Consider the following 23,748-nt stretch of genomic DNA (forward strand, 5'->3'; position numbering starts at 1 on the left):
GACGCGCGGGAAAGCAGTCGCGGGCGGGGAGGCCGATCGCCATAGTGGCGCCATGGATGACATCTGGCGGTACGGCTCGTCCGAGGGCGAGAATCACCGGGTGAACGACCGTGCACCCGGCGTACACGGCGCGAGCCGCGCCCCCACCGGGCTGGACGCGGGGGGCTACTTCGTCCGCGAAGGCGCCCTGGACCGGGTGTCCGCCCCCTTCGCGCCGGTGGTCACGGCCCTCCGCGAACGCCTCGCCGAACGCTTCGGCGCCTCCCGCCTCACCTGCGCGTACCTGTACGGCAGCATCCCGCGCGGCACAGCCGTCCCCGGCCGCTCCGACCTCGACGTCCTGCTGGCCCTGAGCGCCGGCCCCACCGCGGCCGACCACGCCGACGCACGAGCCGTGGAGGCGGAGCTGGACGCGGCCTTCCCGCAGATCGACGGCGCCGGGATCCTGGTCCACGGCGTCGAGCAGGTGCTGAGCGAACTGGAGCGGTACGACCTCGGATGGTTCGCCGCCTGCCTGTGCACGCCTCTCATGGGCGAGGACGTCACGTCGGCGCTGCCCCGCTACCGCCCCACCTCGCTGCTGGCCCGGGAGACCAACGGCGACCTCCACGAGCGGCTGCCCGGCTTCCGGGTGCGGGCCGCCGCGGCCCGCACCGACGCCGAGCTGACCCGGATGACCCGGGTGGTGGCCCGCGCAATCGTACGGACCGGGTTCACCCTCGTCATGCCGCGCTGGGGCGGCTGGACCAGCGATCTCGCCGAGTCCGCCGAGGTGTTCGGCCACTACTATCCTGCGCACGCCGAACGCATGCGCGCGGCAGCACGCGCGGCGCGTACGCCCCGCGCCGACCCCGAGCTGCTCGACGAACTGCTCAACGGCCTCGCGCCCTGGCTGGCGGATGAGTACCTCGCCGTCCACGGCCCGAAGGCGCCCCGCCCCCAGGAGCAGTGACGGGGCGACGGCTGCCGACGCGGTCTCAGCCGCCGAAGCCCGGCTCCGCCGTCAGATCAGCCCGTGTTCGCCCAGATAGTCCAGCTGTGCCCGCACCGACAGCTCGGCGGCCGGCCACAGGGAGCGGTCGACGTCGGCATAGACGCTGGCGACGACATCGGCGGGCGTGCGATGGCCCGACTCGACGGCCGTCTCGACCTGCGCGAGCCGCTTGGCCCGGTGCGCCAGATAGAACTCCACCGCTCCCTGGGCGTCGTTCAGCACGGGTCCGTGGCCGGGAAGCACCGTCGACACGCCGTCGTCGACCGTGAGGGACCGCAGCCGCCGCAACGTGTCCAGATAGTCGCCCAGCCGGCCGTCCGGGTGCGCGACCACGGTGGTGCCACGGCCCAGGATCGTGTCGCCGGTGAGCACCGAGCCGTCGGCGGGGAGGTGGAAGGACAGGGAGTCCGCGGTGTGCCCCGGGGTCGGCACCACGCGCAGCTCCAGACCGCCGGTGGTGATCACATCGCCCGCTTCCAGCCCCTCGCTGCCCAGACGCAGCTCCGGATCCAGGGCTCGTACGGCCGTACGGGTCAGTTCCGCGAAGCGTCCGGCGCCCTCGGCGTGGTCGGGGTGGCCGTGTGTCAGCAGGGTCAGGGCGATGCGCTTCCCGGCCCGCTCGGCGGTGTCGACGACGGCCTGAAGGTGTCCCTCGTCGAGCGGCCCGGGGTCGATGACGACCGCGAGGTCGGAGTCCGGCTCGGCGACGATCCAGGTGTTGGTGCCGTCCAGGGTCATCGCCGAGGCGTTCGGGGCCAGCACGCAGTGGGCCCGCGCGGTGGCCTGCCCCTGGATGACGCCGCCTCGGGGCTGCCCGGGGAGAGCGGCTGCTTCGGTCATACGGGGGTCCCTCCCGAGGAGCTGGGGGTGTCCGAGGGGCCGTCGGAGGCGCCGGGCCGGGCACCGCCGTCGTCCTTCGGCGTGAGGTGCTTGGTGAACTCGTCATGGCCCGGCCAGCTCAGCAGGATCTCGCCGTCCACCAACTCGGCCCGGGCCAGGACCGGCGTCAGGTCCTGGGCGGGCGCTGCGCCCAGCGCCTCGCGGGCGGTGCCGTAGGACTGGAGGCCGCGCAGCGTCGCGATGGTGGGCGGCATCATCAGCAGCTCGCCGCGGTCGTAGCCGGCGGCGGCCTCCGAGGGGCGGATCCACACCGTGCGGTCGGCCTCCGTGGAGGCATTGCGGGTGCGCTGGCCCTCGGGCAGCGCGGCGACGAAGAACCAGGTGTCGTAGCGGCGCGGTTCGAACTCCGGGGTGATCCAGCGGGCCCAGGCGCCGAGCAGGTCGGAGCGCAGCAGCAGACCGCGCCGGCCCAGGAACTCGGCGAAGGACAGCTCGTGCGCGACCAGCGCCGCACGGTCCGCCTCCCAGTCCTCGCCCGTGGTGTCCTCGACGACCGTGTCGGCCGAGGTCCCGGCGAGCAGCACGCCGGCCTCTTCGAAGGTCTCGCGCACCGCGGCGCAGACGATGGCCTGCGCGGTCGCGGGGTCGACCCCCATCCGTACGGCCCATTCGGTCCGCGACGGGCCCGCCCAGGCGACCGGCGCCTCGTCACGCGGATCGACGGAGCCGCCCGGGTAGGCGTACGCGCCGCCCGCGAAGGCCATGGAGGCGCGTCTGCGCAGCATGTGGACGTCCGGCCCGGGGGAACCGGCGGGACCAGGGGGCGCGTCCCGCAGCAGCAGGACGGTCGCGGCCCGCCGGGGCGCGACCGGCGTCAGCTCGCCGTTCGCGAGGGCCCGGATACGGGCAGGCCACTCCGGCGGGTACCACTGGCCATTGGTCGTCGACGACATGGCCGGATGCTATGCGCTCACGCGTGGATGTTCGAGGGGCCTTCCGCTACCGGGCTGCTTCGCGGGGGCGAGGGGCCCCGGAATGGCGCGAACGCCCCGGGCCCCTCCGCCACACGCGAAACCGGCTGCGGACGAGTGCGCTACTGCGCGACCTCGACCTGGATCTCGACCTCGACCGGCGCGTCGATCGGCAGCACCGCGACGCCCACCGCGGACCGGGCGTGCACACCCTTGTCGCCCAGGACCTCGCCGAGCAGCTCGCTGGCTCCGTTGATGACGCCCGGCTGGCCGGTGAAGTCCGGCGCGGAGGCCACGAACCCGACGACCTTCACGACCCGCTGGATCTTGTCCAGGTCGCCGATCACCGACTTCACGGCCGCCAGCGCGTTGAGCGCGCAGGTCGCGGCGAGTTCCTTGGCCTGCTCGGCGCTGACCTCGGCACCGACCTTGCCGGTGGCCGGCAGCGCGCCGTCCACCATCGGCAGCTGGCCGGAGGTGAAGACATAGCTGCCGGAGCGCACCGCGGGCTGGTAGGCGGCCAGCGGAGGCACGACCTGGGGCAGCTTCAGGCCCAGCTCGGCGATCTTGTCCTCGACCGCGCTCATGCCTTCTCCCGCTTCAGGTAGGCCACCAGCTGCTCGGGGTTGTTCGGACCCGGCACGACCTGGACGAGCTCCCAGCCGTCCTCGCCCCAGGTGTCCAGGATCTGCTTCGTCGCGTGTACGAGCAGCGGCACGGTTGCGTATTCCCACTTGGTCATGGGCCGAGCGTAATGCCTGTCCACGGCCACCGCGGACGGTGCCCGCCGCGGCCCGCGCGCACCCGCCCCGGACGGCGCCCGGCAGGGGAGGTGTCAGCCCCCTGTCCGCACCCTTAGGGAACATCCCCGGCGCGTCCCCGAGGGCATCGCGCGCAGAACCCAGGGGCATCACAGGCCCGTCCCGTGCGTACTCCGGACGCGGACTGGTTAGGCTCCTTGACGTGAGCAGGCTCCATGTCGTCAGCGGCAAGGGCGGCACCGGCAAGACCACGGTCGCCGCTGCCCTCGCCCTCGCCCTGGCCACCGAGGGACGACGCACCCTCCTGGTCGAGGTCGAGGGCCGTCAGGGCATTGCCCAGCTGTTCGAAACCGAGGCGCTTCCCTACGAGGAGCGCAAGATCGCCGTGGCCCCGGGTGGCGGTGAGGTGCACGCCCTGGCCATCGACGCCGAGCGCGCCCTCCTGGACTACCTCCAGATGTTCTACAAGCTCGGCAGCGCGGGCCGGGCGCTGAAGAAGCTCGGCGCCATCGACTTCGCCACGACCATCGCGCCGGGCCTGCGGGACGTCCTGCTGACCGGCAAGGCGTGCGAGGCGGTCCGCCGCAAGGACAAGAGCGGGAAGTTCGTCTACGACGCGATCGTGATGGACGCCCCGCCGACCGGCCGCATCACCCGCTTCCTGAACGTCAACGACGAAGTGGCCGGGCTGGCCAAGATCGGCCCGATCCACAATCAGGCGCAGGCCGTGATGCGGGTCCTGAAGTCGCCCGAGACGGCGGTGCATCTGGTCACCCTCCTGGAGGAGATGCCGGTCCAGGAGACCGCGGACGGCGTCGCGGAACTGCGCGCCGCCGGCCTGCCCGTGGGCGGCATCGTCATCAACATGGTCCGCCCCGCCGTGCTGGACACCGACGACCTCGACATCGTCGCCCGCGGGGCCCGTACGGGCATCGCCAAGGCGCTCTCCCAGGCCGGCCTGGGCGGCGCCCGTCGCGGCGGGCTGGCCGACCGGCTGATCGACCCCCTCCTGGAGCAGGCTCGCGAACACGCCGAGCGGGTCGATCTGGAGCGCGCCGAACACGCCGAACTGACCGGCATCGGGCTGCCCACCTACGAGTTGGAGCAGCTCCCCGAGGGAGTGGACCTCGCCGGGCTCTACCGCCTGGCGAGAGACCTGCGGAAACAGGGGCCCATATGACGTCGGAGGACACCACGCTGGACGCGTCGACCCCGTGGCTCGGGGTCGACGCGCTGATCGACGACCCGGACACCCGCATCGTGGTCTGCTGCGGCTCGGGTGGCGTGGGAAAGACCACGACCGCCGCGGCCCTGGGCGTCCGCGCCGCCGAGCGCGGCCGCAAGGTCGTCGTGCTGACCATCGACCCGGCCCGGCGGCTGGCGCAGTCGATGGGCATCTCCGAGCTGGACAACGTCCCCCGCCAGGTCAAGGGCGTCGACGACGCCGCGGGCGGCGAACTGCACGCGATGATGCTGGACATGAAGCGCACCTTCGACGAGATCGTCGAGGGCCACGCTGACGCCGACCGGGCCCGCGCGATCCTGGAGAATCCTTTCTACGAGTCCCTGTCGGCCGGATTCGCGGGCACGCAGGAGTACATGGCCATGGAGAAGCTCGGCCAGCTGCGCGCGACCGACGAGTGGGACCTGATCATCGTCGACACCCCGCCGAGCCGCTCCGCGCTGGACTTCCTCGACGCGCCCAAGCGCCTCGGCTCGTTCCTCGACGGCAAGTTCATCCGGGTCCTGATGGCGCCGGCGAAGGTCGGCGGGCGCGCCGGCATGAAGTTCCTGAACGTCGGCATGTCGATGATGACCGGCACCCTCAGCAAGCTGATGGGCGGCCAACTGCTGCGCGACGTCCAGACGTTCGTGGCGGCGATGGACACCATGTTCGGCGGCTTCCGCACTCGCGCCGACGCCACCTACCGGCTTCTTCAGGCACCCGGCACGGCATTTCTCGTGGTGGCCGCCCCCGAACGGGACGCGCTGCGCGAGGCGGCGTACTTCGTCGAGCGGCTGGCCGCGGAGCAGATGCCGCTGGCCGGCCTGGTGCTCAACCGCGTGCACGGCAGCGGCGCCGCCCAGCTCAGCGCGGAGCGGGCGCTGGCGGCTGCCGAGACCCTGGCCGACCACACGGCCGAGGACACCGACGCGGATGCCGATGCGGATGTCGGCACGGATACCGACGCGGAAAATCTTGAAACCACCGGCATTGTGGATCTCGACGGCGGGAATGCTGGATCACGTGCCGCCGGCGACCACTCCCCCGGTGCCGCGGCGCGCCCTACGACACGCTCCTCCGCCTCGGCGGCACACCTCGCTGCCGGGCTGCTCCGACTCCACGCCGAACGCATGCAGGTCCTCGCGCGCGAACGTCGCACGCGGGACCGCTTCACCGCACTCCACCCCGAGGTCCCGGTGACGGAGGTCGCCGCACTGCCCGGCGACGTCCATGACCTCGCGGGCCTGCGCGCGATCGGCGACCGCCTGGCGCTCGGCCCCGCCGAGACCGGCACCGACAGCTGACCGACAGCGACAGCTGACGGCCGTACCACCCGGCGCACCGACATACCGGCCCTGAGCAGTCCCCGGCCTGCCGGGATCACCGGCTCGCCCTGCCCGCACAAACGGTTCGGCATCCCGCCGGCGCACAGCACCATCGCCTCACCAGTTGTCTCGCCCTGCCCCTCCAAGGGCGAGACGCGATGGCCGGGCCCCAGACACGACGTGGCCCACCACGCGCTCACGGCACACCCGGCCCATGAGTTCGCACGGCCCGCAGAGAGCCCCAACCCGCGGGCACGCCGAAGTCGTTGACGGCACAACCGGCCATATCCCGGCCCGGACCTGCCCGTCGTCGCCTGAACCGTGCACCCTCGACATCCGGTGCACCGCTCAGAAGTCAGCCCTCGGCCTGACCACGCAACAGCCCGACTCACGCAATAAGCGGAAGTCGGCGCTCCGCCGGCCCGCTAGCCGACCGCGGCGTACTCGTCGAAGACCTCTTCCTCACAGTCCACGGGCAGCGGGCCCGTGCTGTGCTCATATTCCGTGCGCGCTGTCTCCAACAGGCGACGCCATGACGTCACCGTCGGGCGGCGGCGCAGCAGCGCCCTCCGCTCGCGCTCGGTCATTCCGCCCCACACACCGAACTCCACCCGGTTGTCCAGGGCATCGGCCAGGCACTCCGTGCGTACCGGACACCCGGTGCACACCGCCTTGGCGCGGTTCTGCGCTGCCCCTTGCACGAACAATTCATCCGGATCGGTAGTGCGGCAGGCTGCCTGTGCACTCCAGTCGGTTACCCAGCTCATGCTGGCGCCGTCCTCTCCCGAATCGAGGCTCCCCCACGGCGGCAAGCGGCATATTCACCGTTGCCAGTTGAGGACGTTACGGAAGGCAGGCAGGGCGCAACACCCCCTTCGGGCCCAATCTTGAATGGCCCGAACGGACTATGCGTACGCGGCAGATCACCCAACGGAGTGACCGAAGGGCATACGTGACTTTCCCCGCAAGCGGGGCAGTTCGCCATGGTCACGCGGCTTTTCCGGTGGTGCCGGCGGGCAGGTCGAGGCGCGATCCCCGGGGGAGGGGGGCTTGACGAACTGGCGCGTAACCATCCGCTTCGGCAGGTGTGAACAGGCTAAGCGAACAGGTGCGCCCCTGTCCGGCGATTGAGAACGTAGGGTGCCCTCATGGCTAAGAAGCGCGACGGCGGGGGTCTGACCAAGACCCAGCGGGCCGCCAAGTTCCTCGGTGTCAGCGTCCTCGCCGGAGCCGTGCTCGCGGGCCTGGCGCTGCCGGCGGCCGGAGCGCTCGGCCTGGCGGCCAAGGGTTCGGTCGAGGGTTTCGACGACATCCCCGCGAACCTCAAGACACCGCCGCTCAGCCAGCGGACCACCATCCTCGACTCCGACGGCGGCGAGATCGCGAAGGTCTACTCCCGCGACCGCACGGTCATCGGCCTCAAGGACATGTCGCCGTACATCCGGAAGGCGATCATCGCGATCGAGGACGCGCGCTTCTACGAGCACGGCGCGGTCGACCTGAAGGGCATCCTGCGTGCGCTCAACAAGAACGCCCGCACCGGCGGCGTCTCCGAGGGCGCCTCGACGCTGACCCAGCAGTATGTGAAGAACGTCTTCGTCGAGGAGGCGGGCAACGACCCCGACAAGGTCGCGCAGGCCACCCAGCAGACGATCGGCCGGAAGGTCAAGGAACTCAAGTACGCGATCCAGGTGGAGAAGGAGCTCGGCAAGAGCAAGATCCTTCAGAACTACCTGAACATCACCTTCTTCGGGCAGCAGGCCTACGGCATCGAGGCCGCCGCCCAGCGCTACTTCAGCACCTCCGCCAAGGACCTGAAGCTGGAGCAGGCGGCCCTGCTGGCGGGCATCGTCCAGTCGCCGAGCCGCTACGACCCGGTCAACGACCCGAAGGAAGCGACCCTTCGGCGTAACACCGTCCTGCAGCGGATGGCCGACCTGAAGGACATCACCCAGGCGCAGGCCGACGAGGCGTCCGAGAAGCCGATCCAGCTGTCGGTCAGCCGCCCCAAGAACGGCTGCATCACCGCGACCCACGGCTCGGGCTTCTTCTGCGACTACGTCCGCGAGGTGTTCCTCAACGACAAGAAGTTCGGCAAGTCCCGGAAGGTCCGCTCCCGGCTGTGGAACCAGGGCGGCATGACGATCCGCACCACCCTGGACGCGCAGACGCAGAAGTCGGTCCAGGCGTCCCTGAGCAAGCACGTCTACGAGAAGGACCCGGTCGCAGGCGCCGCGGCCATCGTCGAACCGGGGACCGGCAAGATCCTGGGCATGGGCCAGTCCCGCCCCTACGGCTTCGGCGAGAACCAGACCCAGATCAACCTCTCGGTGGACCGCAGCATGGGCGGCGGCGCCGGCTACCAGCCCGGCTCGACCTTCAAGCCGGTGATCGCGGCGGCCGCGCTGGAGCAGGGCACGAACCCGCAGCAGGAGTTCTCCTCGCCCTACCGCATGCGCTATCCGAGCCCGGTGCAGACCTGCAAGGGCCAGTGGCGGGGCACGGAGATGACCCAGAACGAGAACAAGAAAGAGGTCGGCCCGTACGGCATGAAGGAGGCGACCGCCAAGTCGGTCAACACCTACTTCGTCCAGCTGATCAGCGACATCGGCATCTGCCCCGCGGTCAAGATGGCCCAGGGGATGGGCATCGAGCGGGCCGACGGCAAGAAGCTGCAAGAGGTCCCTTCGATGACGCTCGGCGTGCAGGAGATGTCGCCGCTGACGATGGCCGGGGGCTACGCGGCCTTCGCCAACGGTGGCGAGTACTGCTCCCCCGTCGCGATCCAGTCGATCACCGACCCGCAGGGCAAGAAGATGAGCGTCCCGCGCAGCAGCTGCCGCCGGGCCATGTCGGAGAAGACCGCCAAGACGATCAACGCGCTCCTCAAGGGCGTCGTCGAGGACGGCACCGGTAAGCAGGCCGGTCTGCGCGGCCGGGACAGCGCCGGCAAGACCGGCACCAGCGACAGCCGCTACGCCGCCTGGTTCGTCGGCTACACCCCGAACGCGGCGGGCGCGGTCTGGGTCGGCGACCCGCAGCACAAGCGCAAGATGTTCGACATCTCCATCGGCGGCGCGTACCACGACAAGGTCTACGGCGCGGACACTCCGGGACCGATCTGGCGCGACGCGATGTCCGGTGCCCTGGCGGGCCGCCCCGCGCCCTCCCTGCCCACGGTCCCGATAGGGGATCCGCACAAGGACAAGGCCAAGCCCCCGGCCGGCGAGGACGGCAAGGGCCGGCACCGGCCGGGCAACGGGGGCGACAACAAGCCGGGCGGTGGATGGCACCTTCCCGACTTCCCCGACATTCTGGGCGGCGGTAACGGCGGCTGGTGACCGTCGCGTTGCCGGCGAGGGCGGTTCGCGGGCCCGTGACCACGCGCGGGCACGAGGACGCGCCGACGACGGCTCACCGGCTGTGACCACACGCGAGCCATGACGGCACGCAGGTCGTACGGCACGCGGAAGGGGCGCCCCTCCCAGGGGGCGCCCCTTCCGTCGTTCGTCGGTCCGGCTGCCTGCCGCCGGAGGCCGGAGGCGTCAGTCGGCGAGCAGCTTCTTCACCACCGCGGCCACCCGGCCGCCCTCCGCGCGGCCCGCCACCTGCGGGTTCACGATCTTCATGACGGCGCCCATGGCCCGCGGCCCCTCGGCTCCGGCGCCCTTGGCCTCCGCCACGGCGGCCGCGACCAGCCCCTCCAGCTCCTCATCGGTCAGCTGCTTGGGCAGATAGTCGGCGAGCAGCTCGCCCTCGGCCCGCTCACGCTCCGCCGACTCGCTGCGGCCGCCCTTGTCGAACGCCTCGGCGGCCTCGCGACGCTTCTTCGCCTCGCGCGCGATGATCTTCTCGACGTCGCCGTCGGACAGCTCGCGCGCCTCGGTCCCCGCGACCTCCTCCTTCTGGATCGCGGTCAGCGTGAGGCGGAGGGTGGAGGAACGCAGCTCGTCCCGCGCCTTGATCGCGAGGGTGAGGTCGTCGTGCAGCTTGGACTTGAGCGTGGTCATGACGTCGAGTATGCCCCCACCCGGCGCCGACCGCCGCGACTTTTCCCCCGGCCCACGGCCTGCCGACGCCCTGTCGCCTCCCGCCGCCCCCACGGTCCCCTGCCGAAAGCGGCCTGCCGAAGGCCGCCCGCCGCATGACCGGCGCCCCGGACCACGACCGCCCGCCCGCCCGCCCGACGCTCGACCACCGCAAGCCCCACCGCCCCGACCCCTCTCCTCCCTGTCCCTCCTCTCCTTCCCCTCCTCTCCTTCCCCTGTCCTCCCGCTGCGTCTTTCCGGGCCACTCTGCGACCATGGGGTTCATGCGCGCGCGATACGGAGTACCCCTGTCCCTGACCGCAGTAGGCGCCGCCGGCGTGGCCTACGCCGCCGGCTTCGAAGTCCGTTCGTTCCGCCTGCGGCGCGTCACGGTTCCCGTACTGCCCCGTGGCATGCGCCCGTTGCGCGTCCTGCAGGTCTCCGACATCCACATGGTCCGCGGCCAGCGCAAGAAGCAGCGCTGGCTGCAGTCACTCGCCGGGCTCCGCCCCGACTTCGTGATCAACACCGGCGACAACCTCTCCGACCCCGAGGGCGTACCCGAGGCGCTCGACGCGCTCGGCCCGCTGATGGAGTTCCCCGGCGCGTACGTCTTCGGCTCCAACGACTACTACGGCCCGAAGCTGCGCAACCCCGCCCGCTACCTGATCGAGAAGGTCCAGGGGCGGCACGGCCTCAACGGCAACGCGCCGGCCGTCGGCGTCGTCCACAACCCCTGGGAAGAGCTGCGCGACGCGTTCGACACGGCCGGCTGGGTCGGCCTGTCCAACACCCGCGGCCGCCTCAAGCTGGAGGGCTTCGAAATCGCCCTGACCGGCCTGGACGACCCGCACATCAAGCGCGACCGCTACGCCGAGGTGGCCGGCGGCCCGGAATCGGGTGCCGACCTCTCGCTGGCCGTCGTACACGCTCCGTATCTGCGGTCCCTGGACGCCTTCACCACCGACGGCTATCCCCTGGTCCTGGCCGGCCACACCCACGGCGGCCAGCTCTGCATCCCCTTCTACGGCGCACTGGTCACCAACTGCGACATCGACACCAACCGCGTCAAGGGCCTCTCCACCCACACCGCCGGCGGGAAGACCTCCTACCTCCACGTCTCCGCGGGCTGCGGCACCAACCGCTACACCCCGGTCCGCTTCGCCTGCCCCCCGGAGGCGACCCTCCTGACCCTGACGGCGCAGGAGTAACCGGAACGATCGGGATCACCGCACGCAGCCGGCTCGGGCCTCCCGGCGCAGGCCCGGCTCGCACCGGCTGCGCTGCTGCGTGACGGCGTGCAGGACGAAGATCGCGCCCCAGGGCCTCGTCGCCACAACACGGCACCCTGCTTCCGGGCCCTGGGGGACGGCGGACGCCCGGATCCGCGAACCGCAGGCCCAAGACTTACGGAGCGCAGCGGCGGACCGGAACCGTTCCCGACCGGCGGCCGGTCCACCCGCCCCGCCACCCCTCTCCGCGCGGCCCTGGCCTCTACCGTGGAGGAATGTCCGACCCCACCCGGACCTCGCAGTCCACGCGCCACGCGACCGGCGCCGCCCGTGCGGCCGACCGCACGCCGGCAACCGCCGTCGCCCCTGCCGTCCGACACCCTCTCGCCGCCGCCGTCCGCGCCCTGATCGCCGCAGCTGCCGTCACCGGACTCGCCACAGAGGCCGACCTCGCACCTGATCTCCCCCATTTCCTGGGCAACTTCGCGGTGCAGGCGAACATCGCCGTGGCGCTCGTCTTCCTCTGGTCCTCCCACCGCTCCTGGACCGGGCGCCGCCCCGTGTCCCCTCGCCTCACGGGCGCGGCCCTCTTCTTCATCACCCTCGCGGGCCTCTTCGCGCTCTTCGCCCACGCAGCCCCAGCCGGCGACACCGGCGGCTTCGCCCTCCCCGGAGCCACCACCGGGCCGACCGGCGCCCACGCCATCGCGGGCCCACTCCTGCACACGGTCACCCCCCTCGCCGTCCTCGCCGACTGGCTCCTGCTGACGGCACCCGGCGGCTTCCACCGCTCCGACGCCTGGCAGTGGCCGGCGTACCCGCTCCTGTACCTCGCCTTCACCTTCCTCCCCGACCCGCCGCCCCACGCCCTCGCCATCGCGGTGACCGCCTGCCTCCTGCCACTGGTCACCATCGCGATCGACCAGGTCAGGCCGTCTCCGTGGCTCCGCCGGAACCGGATTTCGCCTACGGGGATCAGTCCGCTAAAGTAGAGCTCGTTGCTTCGGGGTGTAGCGCAGCTTGGCAGCGCGCTTCGTTCGGGACGAAGAGGTCGTGGGTTCAAATCCCGCCACCCCGACTGAAGAAACACCAGGTCAGCCCTGGTCTTCCGATAAGGAAGACCAGGGCTGATTGGTTTTCAGGTTCTCCTTGGCGGGCCTGGGAGACGCTCTTGGAATTCGGCTCCCGGCGAGCCACTACCGGCGTTCGGCCGGCCGCACCCGCAACAGGCCATCGAGGGCGGCGGCGGGTGACGTGTGACACCTCGCCAGCCGGGCATCCCGTGCCGCTTCCCACTCCTCGGTGAGTCCCGCCGCCAGGTCCCCGTTCTCAGGCATCTGCCGCGTGAGGTGGCTGTACCGGCGGGGTACGCGTCGAGCGCAGGTGGTCGTGGAGGACCGCGAATGCCGTGCACGTGAGGGGGAGGGCCAGGGCGGCGGTGACCAGGATGCCGACGGCGACGGGGGCGAGGATGCCCGCGTAGTAGGCGGCGAAGAAGTTTCCCGTGGCCTGTTCGAGGAGGGCTCGCACGAGGGGGCGCAGCGGCAGCGCGAGCTGCACCACCAGCCGGAGCACGCCGGCGGTGAGCGCGGCCAGCGGCAGCGCGAGAGCGAGGACGCGAACTCCTCCGGCGCGCGTACACGTCAGCGACCAGGAACGGCGCAGGGCCTCGCGGGGCCCGAGGCCGTCGGCCGCGGCGGCCGGGGCGAGTGCCAGCGCGAGGCGCAGCAGCACGGCGGCGAACACGGCCACCGCCGGGGAGGCCGCGATGAGCGTGTAGAGCCACGATCCGCGTTCCAGAATCTGCTCTTCGGTGTCGAGAGAGGGGCCGGTGAGCCTGTCGGCCACGGCACCGACGAGCAGCGGCAGGGGCCATACCACCAGGCCGCGCAGCGCGTACACGGCGAGCACCGGTCGCAGTCCCGTACGAACCGGGGCAGGCGCCCCTTCTTCCACCGAGGGCGCCCGCGTCCCCGCTGCTACGGCTCGGGAGCACGCACCTTGCAGGGCCGCACTGCCGACGCCGAGGAGGAGCAGGAAGAGCGGGAGCGTGCAGAGGACGACCAGCACGAGGTCGGTGGTGTCGTGCAGGTAGGGGTCCTCGACGTGGTGGTACCAGATGCGTTGGTTCCGCATGTGGGTGAAGAGGGGCCAGGCGAGCGCGAATATCGCGGCCGTCGTCAGCAGCCCGACCAGTCCGGACAGGCCGACGACGCGTACCGTCGCAGCCGCCAGCGGCCTCCGGTGCCGCCGCAGGACGGCGAACCCCGTGGCGGTGACGCCGCGTTGCGGGTTTCCGCTGGTCGGTGGGGTGGTGCGGTCGTCCTGCGGGGTACGTGTCACGGGGCGAGCTTTCTGTCATTCCGGGTCGGTTCCCGGTGGAGATGCGGCAGTTGCTGACGAAGGCAGATTCCCCGGGCCGCCGCGGAGGCCCGGGGAATCTGTGCGTTCTGCTTCAGAGCCCGGCGGCATGCCATGCGGAGCATTCGGGCCCGATGGGCACCAACTAGGGGGCAGGGTCACCCATCACGAGCCGGTATTCAGTCGTTGCCCACTTCGAGCAGCCAGCCATCGCTCTGCTCGGTGCACATGTAGCCGGCCGTGTGACCGTTGTTCGTCAGCGCTGCCCCCTTGTCCATGCACGCCTTCTGGGTGGGGAAGCCACGGTATTCATCCGCTGCCTGCGCCGCCCCCATGCTGATCGTGGTGGCCGCCGCCATACCGGCCAGGACGACAGCTGCCTTGCTGAGCCTCTTGCGCATTTCCTCGCTCCTCCGAAGTACTTCCGTGGACGATCCCCACGCTGTCCGGGCCGGCTAATGGATCACTAAACGATCACTAACGCGCGGCGCGGGGCCCGCGACGAGGGCGGCCCGCCCGACTGATCCACCTGTGGGCGCTCGCGATCGGCAGCCGGATGAAGCCGGAACCGCCACCGCGTGCACCTCACGTGGCCGTTCCGGGTGCGGTCGCCTCGGCATACGGCAGGCCGCGCAAAGCTCCTGCTCGGGGATCTGTGGGCGGGGACGCTCAGTGCACCGCGGCGGCGATGGCGGGTTTTCGTCACCGTTCCGCAACAGCCGTGAACCGCCCCCGCAGGTGCCCCGTACAGCCCGGTGTGTGCGGCCCGATGGCCGCGGCGATACGGAGCGATGGAAGGAATCGACATGGCCGGCGGCAACATCCAGATCAGCCCGGAAGAAATGCGGGAGGCGTCGACATGGCTGCAGAACCAGAAGGAGCTGATGCAGCAGAGCCTCCACGAGGCCCACACCAAGATGGACGAAATGGTCGAGGCGGCTTATGCCACCCCGGGCTCCGAGACCAAGTTCCGTCCGTACTGGGAGGAATACAAGAACAGCACCGAGAAGGCGATCGAGGGCCTGCACGGCGTCAGCGAGTTCATCAAGCAGGTCGCCGACGCGTTCGTCGACACCGACGACCAGACGTCCGGCGCCATCGGCTGACGTGCCCCGCCCCGTCCGGCCCCGCCCTCCCTGTGAGGGCGGGGCCGGACGGCCGGAGCAGGAGAGGAGACACCGATGGGTCGCATCAGCGTTCCCGTGCAGGATCTGAAGGACACCGCCAAGGAGCTCCAGCACATCGGGGAACTGATCGGCAACAGCGCGACGCTCTACCACGCCACGGGTGAGGCCCACTCGTTCAAGGACCTCGCCGGCGACAGCCGCCTCGCGGACGCTCTCGACGAGTTCGACAAGGCGTGGGTGGCGGGGCACGAACGGGTCAGCGACAACGTGAAGGTGTTCGCGGAGAACACCGACAAGATCTCCGAGAACTTCACGAAGACGGACGAAGAGAGCGCCAAGGCGCTGGACGATTCCAAGAAGGACGCGTGACAAGGAGCGTCGTGCAGAAGGGAAACGCGTCATGACGCATCCGGTCACGGAGCGGCCCGCGGGCGCGCCCGCGGGCTACCGACTGAAGTTCCCGCACTCCTGGTGGCACCTCGACCTGGATCCGAGCACCCGGGACGCCTCGATCCGACGCAAGATCGAGGCCCAGGTGAAGAGCGCCCCGCAGCTCACCCGCGAGCAGGTGGACGACCTGATCCGCAACACCCGGCGCACCGCCCGCGACGCGCACGCGCAGGGCGCCCTGCAGGCGTCGGGGATGCTCAGGATCCTCAACAGCGGAAACGGGGCCGTGGTGCTCAGCGCCACGACGATCGTTCTGCGGGTGTCGGTGCCCGAGGAGCAGTCGGAGGATCTGGCCGACCTCATCGTCGCGGCCGGCATTCAGGTCGGCACCGACGCGGAGGGCTCCGGACTGCCGCCGGGTGAGGTGGAGTTGCTGGAACTTCCCCTGGTGGGGGCGGTCGGGCGGATCACCAGGATCGAGGAAGTGGAACTCAAGGGGAAGCGAATCCCCACGGCGATGCGGCACACCCTGATCCCGGTGCCGAACAGCCGGGACTATCTGGTGCTCGCCAGCTCGACCACCAATGTGAACCTGGCGGAGCAGTTCTACGAGGTCTTCGACGCGATCGCCGAGTCGTTCCACTTCGATGACCTCGCCGGCACGCCCGGAACAGCGGATCCGGCGGCAGAAGCCTCCGGTGGTGGCCCCATGGGCCCGGAACACAACGGAAAGTGAGGTCGCGGTCATGGTGCGGCCAGCGGTATCCGAATGGGAATCGGTCTTCGGGTTCGACGACGACCCGACGCCGGGCGACGCGGACATGCTCGAAAGGCTCGCGAACAGCTACCGCTCCGTAGCCGACGACGCGGGCGACGCCCTCCCTCTCGTCACCCAGCTGGAGAACCAGCAGGGGGGCGAGGGAAAGTCCATGGACAAGCTCCGGGACAAGCTCGGCGATCTGGCCAACCAGGTCCGCAAGCTGCACAGTTCGTACGACCAGGCGGCCGACGCGCTGAAGACGTACGTGCACTCCCTGCGCGACCAGCAGCAGAAGGCCGACAACGCGCTGGAGGACGGGCGGGATGCCAAGGAGCGGCTGGCGTCGGCCACCGAGGTGGTGCGTGCGGCCGGGGCCGACATCGGCCGTCTGGACGCGGACGCACCCCCTCCGGACGATCAGGAGGCGCGGCGGAGCACGCAACGCGCACTGGACGAAGCCAGGGGCAAGCAGTCCTCCGCGCAGCGGGACGCCGACGACGCCCAGGCGGACCTCGACGCCGCCCGCCTGCTCGCGGAGGACGCGCGGGAGGTGCGCGAGGACGATGCCGGGGTCGCGGCCCGGGCGCTGGACGAGGCGCGCGACGAGGCGGTCGCGGGCAAGAGCATCTGGGAGAAGATCCGCGACAAGCTCAGCCTCGCCTTCGGCATCATCGGCGGCATCCTGGGCGTCCTGGCCATGCTGGTCCCCGGCCTTCAGGGCATCGGACTCGCCCTGACGATCGGCAGCTTCGCGTTCAGTGCGGCGGCCTTCGGGATCAACATCGCCAAGAGCGCGCAGACAGGCGAGTGGGATCCCCTCGACATCGTGCTCAGCGTCATCGGGCTGGGCCTCGGCGCGGGCGCGATCTTCAAGGCCGGTGGCTCGATCGGCTCCCTGCTCAAGGGAATCCCGAAGGAGATCAAGGACGTTCCCACGGCCTTCAAGGGCATCCCCAGGAACATCAAGGTCGCCTTCAACGACTACAAGAACCTCCCCGGCGACATCATCAAGGGCGTGAAGGGACTCGGGTCCAAGATCGACGACTACAAGTGGGTCATGCAGTTCCCCAAGAACCCGATGGGCGCGCTGACCACCGGTGTGGGGAACGCCTTGAATGCCATGCTCAAGTTCCGTCCCTCAAGCGGGAGACTGCCGACCGTCCCGGGTCTGCTGGGGGTCACCGCACGCTGGTCCCGTCCGGATGTGGCGGGCTTCTTCCTGGGCGTGGCGGGCCTCATCTACGGTCCGGCCGCCTATGCGGGCCACACGGCCCCGCCGGTACATGACGGCAGTTACGTCGAGGGATCGACCTGATCCGGGCCCGCCGGGCAAACGAGAGGGCTCCCGCCGAACGTATCGGCGGGAGCCCTTCGCTGTGGGACCTCAGCTGCCGGCCGGCGGCAGCACCGTCTCCGGGACCTGGACGGTGCGCAGCACGCCGTCGCCCAGGTGCAGGATCGCCCGGCCCGGGCGGGTCGCGCCCAGGCGGCTGCGGGGCACCTTGACGCCGATCAGCTCGCCGTCGCTCATGTTCTGCGGCTTCAGCAGCAGTCCGTACCGGTTGCGGCGGGCCTCGGTGTGCCAGCCGGAGAACCCGGAGGAGAGCCGGTCGGTCTGCCCGGCGATCACCAGGCCGCGGCCGGTCTCGGCACCGGACTTGGCGATCTGTGTGAGGACGGGCTCGGCCTTCGACTTCAGCAGCAGGTCGGCGTCGTCGAGGAGCACCACCGCGCCGTCGGGGGCGGAGGCCAGCGCCGTTTCCAGGGCCGCGGGGTCGATGTCGGACTCGTCGAACAGCGCGAGGACCCCGGGCCGTCCGGCGAGGTTGCGCAGCGGCGACCTGGCGGGCGCCCCGACGACGACCGGCACCCCGGTCGCCAGCAGCGACAGCGCCAGCGTCGACAGGACGGTGCTGCGGCCCGAGCGGGCGGGACCCGCCACGAGGAAGGTCGGCGTGACGGTGAAGTCCGGGCCGTATGCGGTGAGTTCGTCGCCGCCGACACCGGAAAGGGCCCAGCGTGCGGACGGCAGCGGGCGCGGCACGTGCCGGGCCGCCTCCTCCCAGGTGAGCCGGTCCGGCAGGACGTCGACGCGGAACGGCCGGGTGGCGGCGGGCAGCTGAGCCGCCCGCTGCCGGCAGTACTCGCCGATCTGCTGGAGCGCTGCGGCCTGCGCCTGGCCCTCCGGGTTCTCCGTGAGGAGCGCGATCTGCACCTCGGCCTTGTCGGCGGCGCGGAACGCCCGGCCCGGCGGGATCTCGTCGGGCACGTTGCGCTGGGTGATGCCGATCATTCCGTACTCGGACTTCTCGTTCAGCTTCAGCACGAGCTTGTCCTCGGTGGAGCCGTTGACCCGGCTGGAGAACAGCGCCCGGTCGCCCGTCATCACCAGGTGGATGCCGGCGCTCGCGCCGTCCCGGAGCAGGTTCTGCACGGAGCTCAGCAGGTTCCCGGCGTCGTACTCGCCGAGCTGCTTGTCGAAGACCTCCCAGCGGTCGATGAACAGCACGATGTGCGGCGGCCGTTCGTCCTCCGGCAGGGCGCGGCGGAGCTCGGGCAGGTCGGCGCTGCCGCGGGCGGCGAGCATCTCCTGGCGACGGGTGAGTTCCGCCGTGAGCCGGGCGAGCAGCCGGGCCACCCGGTCGGGCTGGGTGCGCTGGGTGACGGCGCCGCAGTGCGGCAGCCCCTCCATGGCCAGCAGGGCACCGTTGCCGCAGTCGATGCCGTACATGTGCAGCCGGTCCGGGGAGTGGGTGTAGGCCAGCATGCCGGCGAGCGTGCGCAGCGTCTGCGACCGGCCCTGCCGGGGCGAGCCGATGATGTGCAGGTGCCCGAGCGTCGCGGGGTCCAGTACCAGCGGGAGCCGGGCCTGTTGCGCGGGCAGGTCCACCACGCCGTACGCGACGGGCGCGAGGTCGTAGTCCGAGGGCGGGGGCGGCGGCAGTTCGCCGGTGGTCAGGATCTCGGGCAGCGGCGGGAGCCAGGGGCTGTGCTGCTCGGGGATGCCCATCTCCCGGTCCGCTTCACGGATCGCCGTGACGAGTCCGGTGAGGTCGGTCTCCACCTCGGCGGGCGCGGCCGCGGCGCGGGGCCGCGCCGGCAGCGGTTCGCCGAGCCGCTCCCAGGCGACCGCCACCGCCCAGGGCGCCGGCAGCGAGGTCGCCGCGGCGCCGGGCCTGCGGCCGCCGACCCGTCCGGACTGGAACGGCACGAGGGAGTTCTGGCCGAAGCGCACATAGGCGCGGCCGGGTGTGCTCTGCGCGATCCCGGCGGCTTCGGGGGAGTTGATGACGTCCTGGCTCTCGCCGGAGTCCGTCACCCGCAGGGCGATGCGCAGGTTGGTGTTGGCGCGGATCTCCGAGGAGACGACGCCGCTGGGGCGCTGCGTCGCCAGGATCAGGTGGATGCCGAGGCTGCGGCCCCGCTGCGCGATGTTGACCAGGCCCTTCACGAAGTCCGGCAGGTCGCGCACCATCGAGGCGAACTCGTCGATGACGATGAGCAGCCGGGGCATGGGGGCGCGGCCCGCGGGGTTCCGCTCCAGCAGCTCGACGTAGTCCTCGATGTCCTTGGCGCCGGCCGCGGCGAGGATGTGCTCGCGCCGGGTGAGTTCCGCCGTCAGCGACACCAGGGCCCGCTCGACGAGGTGGGCGTCGAGGTCGGTGACCATACCGACGGTGTGCGGCAGGTCCACGCAGTCCTTGAACGCGGAGCCGCCCTTGTAGTCGACGAGGACGAACGTCATCGCGTCCGGACGGTTCGCCACCGCGAGCGAGGCGACCAGCGTCTGGAGGAGTTCGGACTTGCCGGAGCCGGTGGTGCCGGCGACCAGCCCGTGCGGGCCGTCGCGCTTGAGGTCCAGGAAGAACGGCCCGTCCAGGGAGACGCCGACGGCCGCCCGGGTCGAGCGGCCCCCGGCCGTCCAGCGCGCCCGGATGCCGGCGGCCTGCGGCGGGTCGAGGGCGAGTACGTCGAGCAGCCGTGCGGAACCGGGGAGCACCGCGGCTTCCTCGTCGGCCCCGCCCGGGTCCCGCAGCGGGCCCATCGCACGGGCCAGCGAGCGGCACCAGTCCAGGGACACCCCGTCGGGCCGGATGCCCCCGACGGTGCCCCTCCCGGAGCGTCCCACCCGCACGGTGCCCCCGGGCTCCTCGGCGACGACGGCGTGGCACTCCTCGGGCAGCAGCCGCTCCTCGGCGTCCAGGCAGACCGCGCGGACGCCGACGGCCGGTCCGTCGCGCAGGATCTGCGCCACGCCGGGCAGCGAACGCAGCCTGCGGGCCCCGTCGAGGACGACGAGCACGTCGGGCCCGGCGGGCCGGCTCCGCCGGTCCGCTCCGGCGCGCTCGGCGATCAGCGCGGTCAGTTCGGCGACGCGCCGGGCGCAGGTCTCGGTGCCGTAGCCGATGCTGGCCGGGATGTCGCCGGACTTCTTCCGCACATGCGGCAGCCAGCGCAGCCAGGACCAGCCGTCCCGGCCCTGTTCGCCGGTCGTCAGCAGGTGGATCTGGAGGTCACGGGGGCTGTGCAGGGCGGCGGCCTGGGCGACCGCCCAGCGTGCCACGGCGCGCGCGGTCGGGCCCTCGCCCGCGATGCCCAGGACGTCGTGCTCACGCAGCGGAACCGTCACCGGGACGTCGTACGCGGTCCACGGGTCCTGGCGGCGGTGTTCGTCCTTCGTCGGGTCGTGCAGCACCACATCGGACGGCATATCGGCGGTCCCGATGCGCAGTTCCAGGAAGTCGGCGTCCGAAGTACGGCGCTCCCACAGGCGGCGCCGGGGGCCGACGGCGGTCAGGACGACCTCGGCCGGGTCCGGGAAGCCGCGGCGCCGGGCGGTGCGTTCGGCCGCGAGGGCCTGCTCCGCGTCGCCCTCGATGCGCGCCTTCTTCTCCTCGTACGCGGCGACCGCGCCGGAGTGGGACTCGCGTCCGGTGCGCCGGCTCATGATGTAGTTGCCGACGATCGCGACCGGCGAGAGCAGCCCGAAGAGCAGCATCGACATGCGGCCGAAGACCAGTGCGCCGGCCACCGCCATCACCAGCGGCGCCAGGGCGGTGATCCACGGCAGCGTCCGGGCGGCGGGCGGCGCGGGCGGGGTGGGCAGGGTGAAGCGGGTGGCGTTCTCGGCCGGCCGCAGCCGCGGCGGCCGGTTGTAGTCCCAGCCGGTGCCGTCCTCCGACGGCTGCACGGCCGCGTCCGGCTTCTGCGGGAGCGCGAGTTCGAGCAGGCAGCCGCCGACGAGGAGCTGCGCGCCGGCCGGCCACGCGGTGACCTCTGCGAGGTCCTCGCGGTCCAGTTGCAGGGCGCCGCCGTCCGGCGCGGACGCGTCGGGCGCCACACGGCAGCGTCCTCCGGGGCCGACCGTCAGGACGGCGAACGGACGGGCCGGTACGGCGCGCAGCACCTGGGCGGTCCCGTCCTGTGCCAGTCCGATCCGGTACTCGCCGATGTCGAGCCGGTGCACCGCGCCCGCCCCGGCACCGCCAACGGCACGGACCTCCACCAGCCCGTCCGGCTCGGCCGACGAGATGCCCGCCGGGCGGCCCAGGCCGACGATGGCCGCGTGGTGCAGCGGCGAGTCCCGCAGCCGCATGTCCGCGGGCAGCAGTCGGTCGCCGACGTACAGGCCGAGGCCCTCCGGCGGCCGGTGGCCCCCTCCCGCTCCGGCCAGCGACTCCGCGACGGCGCCCAGGGGCGTGTCCGGGTCGGTGTCGAGGTGGACGTCGAACGCGTCACCGTTCCCCTCGACCACGGTCAACATCAACGACACGAAAACGTCCTCCAGCCGGCGTGAATGCGGGGGCCGCGGGAGCCCTGCTGTGCGGCTCCCGTGCCACTGACGGGACCTACGGACCCGGCTCGCGAACGGTTCACCGGACGGTTCCCGGACGCACCGGTGAACCGTCCGCGGCCGCGCCCCGTAGTGGCCTTCGGGTGCACGTCGCCGCGACGCCGCCGCGGTGCCGCCCCCGCTCTCGACCGTCCCGGCTCCGCCGCCGTGGCGACCCGACAAGGAGTCAGAAGATGATCTGGTACGTCCTGGCCGTGGTGCTGGGGCTGGCGCTGATCGGGGCGGTGGCCGCGCTGATCATCACCGAGCGGCGGCCCCGCCCGCCGAAGCCCGTCGCCGCCTCCGCCGCCGTCGTCGGGCGGGAGGCGCTGGACGTGGTCGACGCGGGCCTGCGCCGGCTGACGGGCGAGTGCCTGCGCTCCGGCCGGTCGCTGCCCGACCTGTACGCCGTCGTCTACTCCGAGGAGCGGCTCGGCCTGCTGCTGGCCGGCGCGGAGGAGGCCGCTCCCGCGCCCTGGACCGCCGAGGCGGACGGCGAGCGGTGGACGATCTCGCCCGACAACCTGCACCGCCCCGGTCCCGAGGGCGAACCGGCCCTGCCGTACGCGCTGACGGTGACGGTGGGTCTGGACGGCGCCGACCGGGTGCTGGTCGACCTCTCCCGGGCTGCGGGGCCGGTCTCCGTCGCGGGCCCGGACGAGGAGGTCCGCAGCCTGGCGCGGGCCGTCATCACCGAGACGCTCTCCAGCCCGGTGGGCGCCCTCGCAGAGGTCACCCTGGTGGGATCCCTGGCCGGCGACGGTCTCCTCGGCGGCGACATCCCGCGGACCTCGCGGTTGCACACCGCGGCCAGCCTGGAGGAGGCGTTCGCCAGGGCGGCTTCGGCGGGCCCGGGCGAGCCGGAGCCCGGATCGTCGGACGTCACCCAGATCTTCCGGCTGATCGAGGGCAGCAGCCGGATCGCCGTACGGGGCGAGGCACCGCACCTGTTCGTCGTGGACGCCTCACAGCTCCCGCGGCGGCAGGGGGCGCTGGACGGCCTGCGGCGCGGGGACGCGCTGCTGGTGCTCGGCGACGCGCCGACCGGGTGGCGCTGGCAGGCCGGTGCGGGCGGAACGCTCGACACCGGACCGCTCGGCCTGGAGATCACCCGGCACGCGGGGCGGTTCGCATGAGTCTCATCCGGCGTCGCGGTCACGGTCGTCCGCGTGCAGCCCGCGGCTGTGCAGCGCCTCCCGCAGGGCGCGGGCGGCGTAGTACGTCCGCGACTTGACCGTGCCGGGCGGCACACCGAGGACCTTGGCCGTCTGGTTGACGCTGCGCCCCAGGTAGTGCACGTGCATCAGGACCTCGCGTTGCGGCGGCCGCAGATCCCGCAACGCCTCGATGAGCACCTGGGAGGTGAGGAGGTGGTCCACGCCGTCGGACACCGGCAGGTGGGCGAGTTCCGGGTCACCGGTCTCGGGTGGTCTCGCCTGGCGGGCCCGGTGACCGTCGATGACGAGGTTGCGCAGCACGGTGAACAGCCACGGCCGCACGGAGTCCGCGGTCGGGTCGAGCTCCCCGGCGTGGCGCCAGGCGCGGATCGCGACCTCTTGGAGGACGTCCTCGGCGCGATGCCAGTCACCCTCCAGCCGCCGTGCGGCGAACTGCAGCAACGCGCTGCCGTGGAACTGGTAGAGGGCTCTGAGGAACTCGTCGGGGCGGAGTTCCTCGGTGTGCGGGCCGGGTATTCGGTCTTCGGTCGAAGCACTGGCCGTCAAGGCATTTTCCTCTCCGGTCGTCTGTGGGGAAGACGGGTTCAGCGGGCGGCGGGAGAGCCGACGGGACGCCGCCGCGAGCGGTCGTACGCTGCGCGCGGCGCGGCCGCAGGCACTCGGCGGCGCTGAACTCGCCCCGGTATCGCCGTCGTTCCGGCCGCCGAGGCGCTTCGTCCGGGG

At 71.8% G+C, this 23,748-nt stretch carries 21 protein-coding genes and 1 tRNA gene; 12 read left to right on the forward strand and 10 right to left on the reverse strand.

The annotated features are described in order from the left end of the window. Window positions 1–52: 52 nt before the first annotated feature. The gene (locus QOM21_RS16905) at window positions 53–952 is read left to right on the forward strand and encodes a nucleotidyltransferase domain-containing protein (RefSeq protein WP_407551016.1); all 900 of its coding nucleotides are present in this window, start codon (window positions 53–55) and stop codon (window positions 950–952) included. A gap of 51 nt (window positions 953–1,003) precedes the next feature. Here QOM21_RS16905 and QOM21_RS16910 read toward each other — a convergent pair whose 3' ends face one another. The 4 genes from QOM21_RS16910 to QOM21_RS16925 form a co-directional block, all read right to left on the reverse strand. Continuing rightward, window positions 1,004–1,834 carry an MBL fold metallo-hydrolase gene (locus QOM21_RS16910; protein WP_407551018.1) on the reverse strand — a complete coding sequence of 277 codons (831 nt, stop codon included), beginning with the start codon at window positions 1,832–1,834 and terminating at the stop codon, window positions 1,004–1,006. Further along, a complete protein-coding gene (locus QOM21_RS16915) occupies window positions 1,831–2,787 on the reverse strand; it encodes an NUDIX hydrolase (protein ID WP_407551019.1) in 957 nt (318 codons plus the stop codon). Before QOM21_RS16915 ends, QOM21_RS16910 begins: the two co-directional genes overlap by 4 nt. 140 nt (window positions 2,788–2,927) lie before the next feature. Continuing rightward, entirely contained in the window at window positions 2,928–3,392 is a 465-nt protein-coding gene (locus QOM21_RS16920) for a RidA family protein (RefSeq protein ID WP_407551021.1), read from the reverse strand. Further along, window positions 3,389–3,547, reverse strand: a complete 159-nt coding sequence (locus QOM21_RS16925; RefSeq protein WP_003967454.1) for a DUF4177 domain-containing protein — start codon at window positions 3,545–3,547, stop codon at window positions 3,389–3,391. Before QOM21_RS16925 ends, QOM21_RS16920 begins: the two co-directional genes overlap by 4 nt. Window positions 3,548–3,768: 221 nt before the next feature. On the opposite strand from QOM21_RS16925, the gene QOM21_RS16930 reads away from it, so the two are divergent. Together QOM21_RS16930 and QOM21_RS16935 are read left to right on the forward strand one after the other, a co-directional pair. Continuing rightward, on the forward strand, window positions 3,769–4,746 hold the full coding sequence (locus QOM21_RS16930; protein WP_407551023.1) for an ArsA family ATPase: 978 nt from the start codon (window positions 3,769–3,771) through the stop codon (window positions 4,744–4,746). Continuing rightward, window positions 4,743–6,095: an ArsA family ATPase gene (locus QOM21_RS16935; protein ID WP_407551024.1), complete on the forward strand. Its 1,353-nt coding sequence runs from the start codon at window positions 4,743–4,745 to the stop codon at window positions 6,093–6,095. Before QOM21_RS16930 ends, QOM21_RS16935 begins: the two co-directional genes overlap by 4 nt. Before the next feature lie 446 nt (window positions 6,096–6,541). On the opposite strand, the gene QOM21_RS16940 is transcribed toward QOM21_RS16935, so the two are convergent. Further along, complete coding sequence (locus QOM21_RS16940) at window positions 6,542–6,883, reverse strand: WhiB family transcriptional regulator (RefSeq protein WP_407551026.1); 342 nt, start codon at window positions 6,881–6,883, stop codon at window positions 6,542–6,544. A gap of 381 nt (window positions 6,884–7,264) precedes the next feature. Between QOM21_RS16940 and QOM21_RS16945 the strand changes: the two genes are divergently transcribed. Then, window positions 7,265–9,457: a transglycosylase domain-containing protein gene (locus tag QOM21_RS16945; RefSeq protein ID WP_407551028.1), complete on the forward strand. Its 2,193-nt coding sequence runs from the start codon at window positions 7,265–7,267 to the stop codon at window positions 9,455–9,457. Between the two features lie 204 nt (window positions 9,458–9,661). On the opposite strand, the gene QOM21_RS16950 is transcribed toward QOM21_RS16945, so the two are convergent. Further along, window positions 9,662–10,126, reverse strand: coding sequence for a GatB/YqeY domain-containing protein (locus tag QOM21_RS16950; RefSeq protein ID WP_407551030.1), 465 nt, complete (start codon window positions 10,124–10,126; stop codon window positions 9,662–9,664). Between the two features lie 302 nt (window positions 10,127–10,428). Here QOM21_RS16950 and QOM21_RS16955 point away from each other — a divergent pair, with 302 nt between their 5' ends. From QOM21_RS16955 to QOM21_RS16965, 3 genes are all read left to right on the forward strand, one after another. After that, window positions 10,429–11,355 (forward strand): metallophosphoesterase, encoded by a 927-nt coding sequence (locus tag QOM21_RS16955; protein ID WP_407551032.1) that lies wholly within the window; start codon window positions 10,429–10,431, stop codon window positions 11,353–11,355. Between the two features lie 296 nt (window positions 11,356–11,651). Then, on the forward strand, window positions 11,652–12,368 hold the full coding sequence (locus tag QOM21_RS16960; RefSeq protein WP_407551033.1) for an integral membrane regulator: 717 nt from the start codon (window positions 11,652–11,654) through the stop codon (window positions 12,366–12,368). Between the two features lie 12 nt (window positions 12,369–12,380). Beyond that, window positions 12,381–12,454: transfer RNA gene (locus QOM21_RS16965), tRNA-Pro, on the forward strand. A gap of 251 nt (window positions 12,455–12,705) precedes the next feature. Here the strand turns inward: QOM21_RS16965 and QOM21_RS16970 are convergent. Together QOM21_RS16970 and QOM21_RS16975 are read right to left on the reverse strand one after the other, a co-directional pair. Next, window positions 12,706–13,719 carry a hypothetical protein gene (locus tag QOM21_RS16970; RefSeq protein WP_407551035.1) on the reverse strand — a complete coding sequence of 338 codons (1,014 nt, stop codon included), beginning with the start codon at window positions 13,717–13,719 and terminating at the stop codon, window positions 12,706–12,708. Between the two features lie 197 nt (window positions 13,720–13,916). After that, the gene (locus QOM21_RS16975) at window positions 13,917–14,138 is read right to left on the reverse strand and encodes a hypothetical protein (protein ID WP_407551037.1); all 222 of its coding nucleotides are present in this window, start codon (window positions 14,136–14,138) and stop codon (window positions 13,917–13,919) included. A gap of 390 nt (window positions 14,139–14,528) precedes the next feature. Between QOM21_RS16975 and QOM21_RS16980 the strand changes: the two genes are divergently transcribed. The 4 genes from QOM21_RS16980 (at window position 14,529) to QOM21_RS16995 (ending at window position 17,329) form a co-directional block, all read left to right on the forward strand. Continuing rightward, window positions 14,529–14,843: a WXG100 family type VII secretion target gene (locus tag QOM21_RS16980; protein ID WP_407551038.1), complete on the forward strand. Its 315-nt coding sequence runs from the start codon at window positions 14,529–14,531 to the stop codon at window positions 14,841–14,843. Window positions 14,844–14,918: 75 nt separating this feature from the next. Beyond that, complete coding sequence (locus QOM21_RS16985) at window positions 14,919–15,233, forward strand: hypothetical protein (RefSeq protein ID WP_407551040.1); 315 nt, start codon at window positions 14,919–14,921, stop codon at window positions 15,231–15,233. 31 nt (window positions 15,234–15,264) lie between these two features. Next, on the forward strand, window positions 15,265–15,990 hold the full coding sequence (locus QOM21_RS16990; protein ID WP_407551041.1) for a hypothetical protein: 726 nt from the start codon (window positions 15,265–15,267) through the stop codon (window positions 15,988–15,990). Between the two features lie 10 nt (window positions 15,991–16,000). Next, window positions 16,001–17,329, forward strand: a complete 1,329-nt coding sequence (locus tag QOM21_RS16995; RefSeq protein WP_407551043.1) for a hypothetical protein — start codon at window positions 16,001–16,003, stop codon at window positions 17,327–17,329. Window positions 17,330–17,398: 69 nt separating this feature from the next. Here the strand turns inward: QOM21_RS16995 and QOM21_RS17000 are convergent, their stop codons facing one another. Then, window positions 17,399–21,778: an FtsK/SpoIIIE domain-containing protein gene (locus QOM21_RS17000; RefSeq protein WP_407555704.1), complete on the reverse strand. Its 4,380-nt coding sequence runs from the start codon at window positions 21,776–21,778 to the stop codon at window positions 17,399–17,401. Between the two features lie 263 nt (window positions 21,779–22,041). Here QOM21_RS17000 and QOM21_RS17005 point away from each other — a divergent pair, with 263 nt between their 5' ends. After that, window positions 22,042–22,983: a hypothetical protein gene (locus QOM21_RS17005; protein WP_407551044.1), complete on the forward strand. Its 942-nt coding sequence runs from the start codon at window positions 22,042–22,044 to the stop codon at window positions 22,981–22,983. A gap of 3 nt (window positions 22,984–22,986) precedes the next feature. On the opposite strand, the gene QOM21_RS17010 is transcribed toward QOM21_RS17005, so the two are convergent. Beyond that, window positions 22,987–23,571: a sigma-70 family RNA polymerase sigma factor gene (locus QOM21_RS17010; protein ID WP_407551046.1), complete on the reverse strand. Its 585-nt coding sequence runs from the start codon at window positions 23,569–23,571 to the stop codon at window positions 22,987–22,989. Window positions 23,572–23,748 lie beyond the last annotated feature (177 nt).

The sequence above is a fragment of the Streptomyces sp. Pv4-95 genome (genome assembly GCF_045782725.1).
Classification (GTDB): Bacteria; Actinomycetota; Actinomycetes; order Streptomycetales; family Streptomycetaceae; genus Streptomyces.

Coding starts and splice junctions, on each gene's coding strand:
- QOM21_RS16915 (WP_407551019.1), bottom strand. CDS start 2,787: ATGTCGTCGACGACCAATGGCCAGTGGTACCCGCCGGAGTGGCCTGCC.
- QOM21_RS16980 (WP_407551038.1), top strand. CDS start 14,529: ATGGAAGGAATCGACATGGCCGGCGGCAACATCCAGATCAGCCCGGAA.
- QOM21_RS16995 (WP_407551043.1), top strand. CDS start 16,001: ATGGTGCGGCCAGCGGTATCCGAATGGGAATCGGTCTTCGGGTTCGAC.
- QOM21_RS16940 (WP_407551026.1), bottom strand. CDS start 6,883: ATGAGCTGGGTAACCGACTGGAGTGCACAGGCAGCCTGCCGCACTACC.
- QOM21_RS16985 (WP_407551040.1), top strand. CDS start 14,919: ATGGGTCGCATCAGCGTTCCCGTGCAGGATCTGAAGGACACCGCCAAG.
- QOM21_RS16990 (WP_407551041.1), top strand. CDS start 15,265: ATGACGCATCCGGTCACGGAGCGGCCCGCGGGCGCGCCCGCGGGCTAC.
- QOM21_RS16905 (WP_407551016.1), top strand. CDS start 53: ATGGATGACATCTGGCGGTACGGCTCGTCCGAGGGCGAGAATCACCGG.
- QOM21_RS16950 (WP_407551030.1), bottom strand. CDS start 10,126: ATGACCACGCTCAAGTCCAAGCTGCACGACGACCTCACCCTCGCGATC.
- QOM21_RS16925 (WP_003967454.1), bottom strand. CDS start 3,547: ATGACCAAGTGGGAATACGCAACCGTGCCGCTGCTCGTACACGCGACG.
- QOM21_RS17005 (WP_407551044.1), top strand. CDS start 22,042: ATGATCTGGTACGTCCTGGCCGTGGTGCTGGGGCTGGCGCTGATCGGG.
- QOM21_RS16975 (WP_407551037.1), bottom strand. CDS start 14,138: ATGCGCAAGAGGCTCAGCAAGGCAGCTGTCGTCCTGGCCGGTATGGCG.
- QOM21_RS16960 (WP_407551033.1), top strand. CDS start 11,652: ATGTCCGACCCCACCCGGACCTCGCAGTCCACGCGCCACGCGACCGGC.
- QOM21_RS16945 (WP_407551028.1), top strand. CDS start 7,265: ATGGCTAAGAAGCGCGACGGCGGGGGTCTGACCAAGACCCAGCGGGCC.
- QOM21_RS16910 (WP_407551018.1), bottom strand. CDS start 1,834: ATGACCGAAGCAGCCGCTCTCCCCGGGCAGCCCCGAGGCGGCGTCATC.
- QOM21_RS16935 (WP_407551024.1), top strand. CDS start 4,743: ATGACGTCGGAGGACACCACGCTGGACGCGTCGACCCCGTGGCTCGGG.
- QOM21_RS17000 (WP_407555704.1), bottom strand. CDS start 21,778: ATGTTGACCGTGGTCGAGGGGAACGGTGACGCGTTCGACGTCCACCTC.
- QOM21_RS16955 (WP_407551032.1), top strand. CDS start 10,429: ATGCGCGCGCGATACGGAGTACCCCTGTCCCTGACCGCAGTAGGCGCC.
- QOM21_RS16920 (WP_407551021.1), bottom strand. CDS start 3,392: ATGAGCGCGGTCGAGGACAAGATCGCCGAGCTGGGCCTGAAGCTGCCC.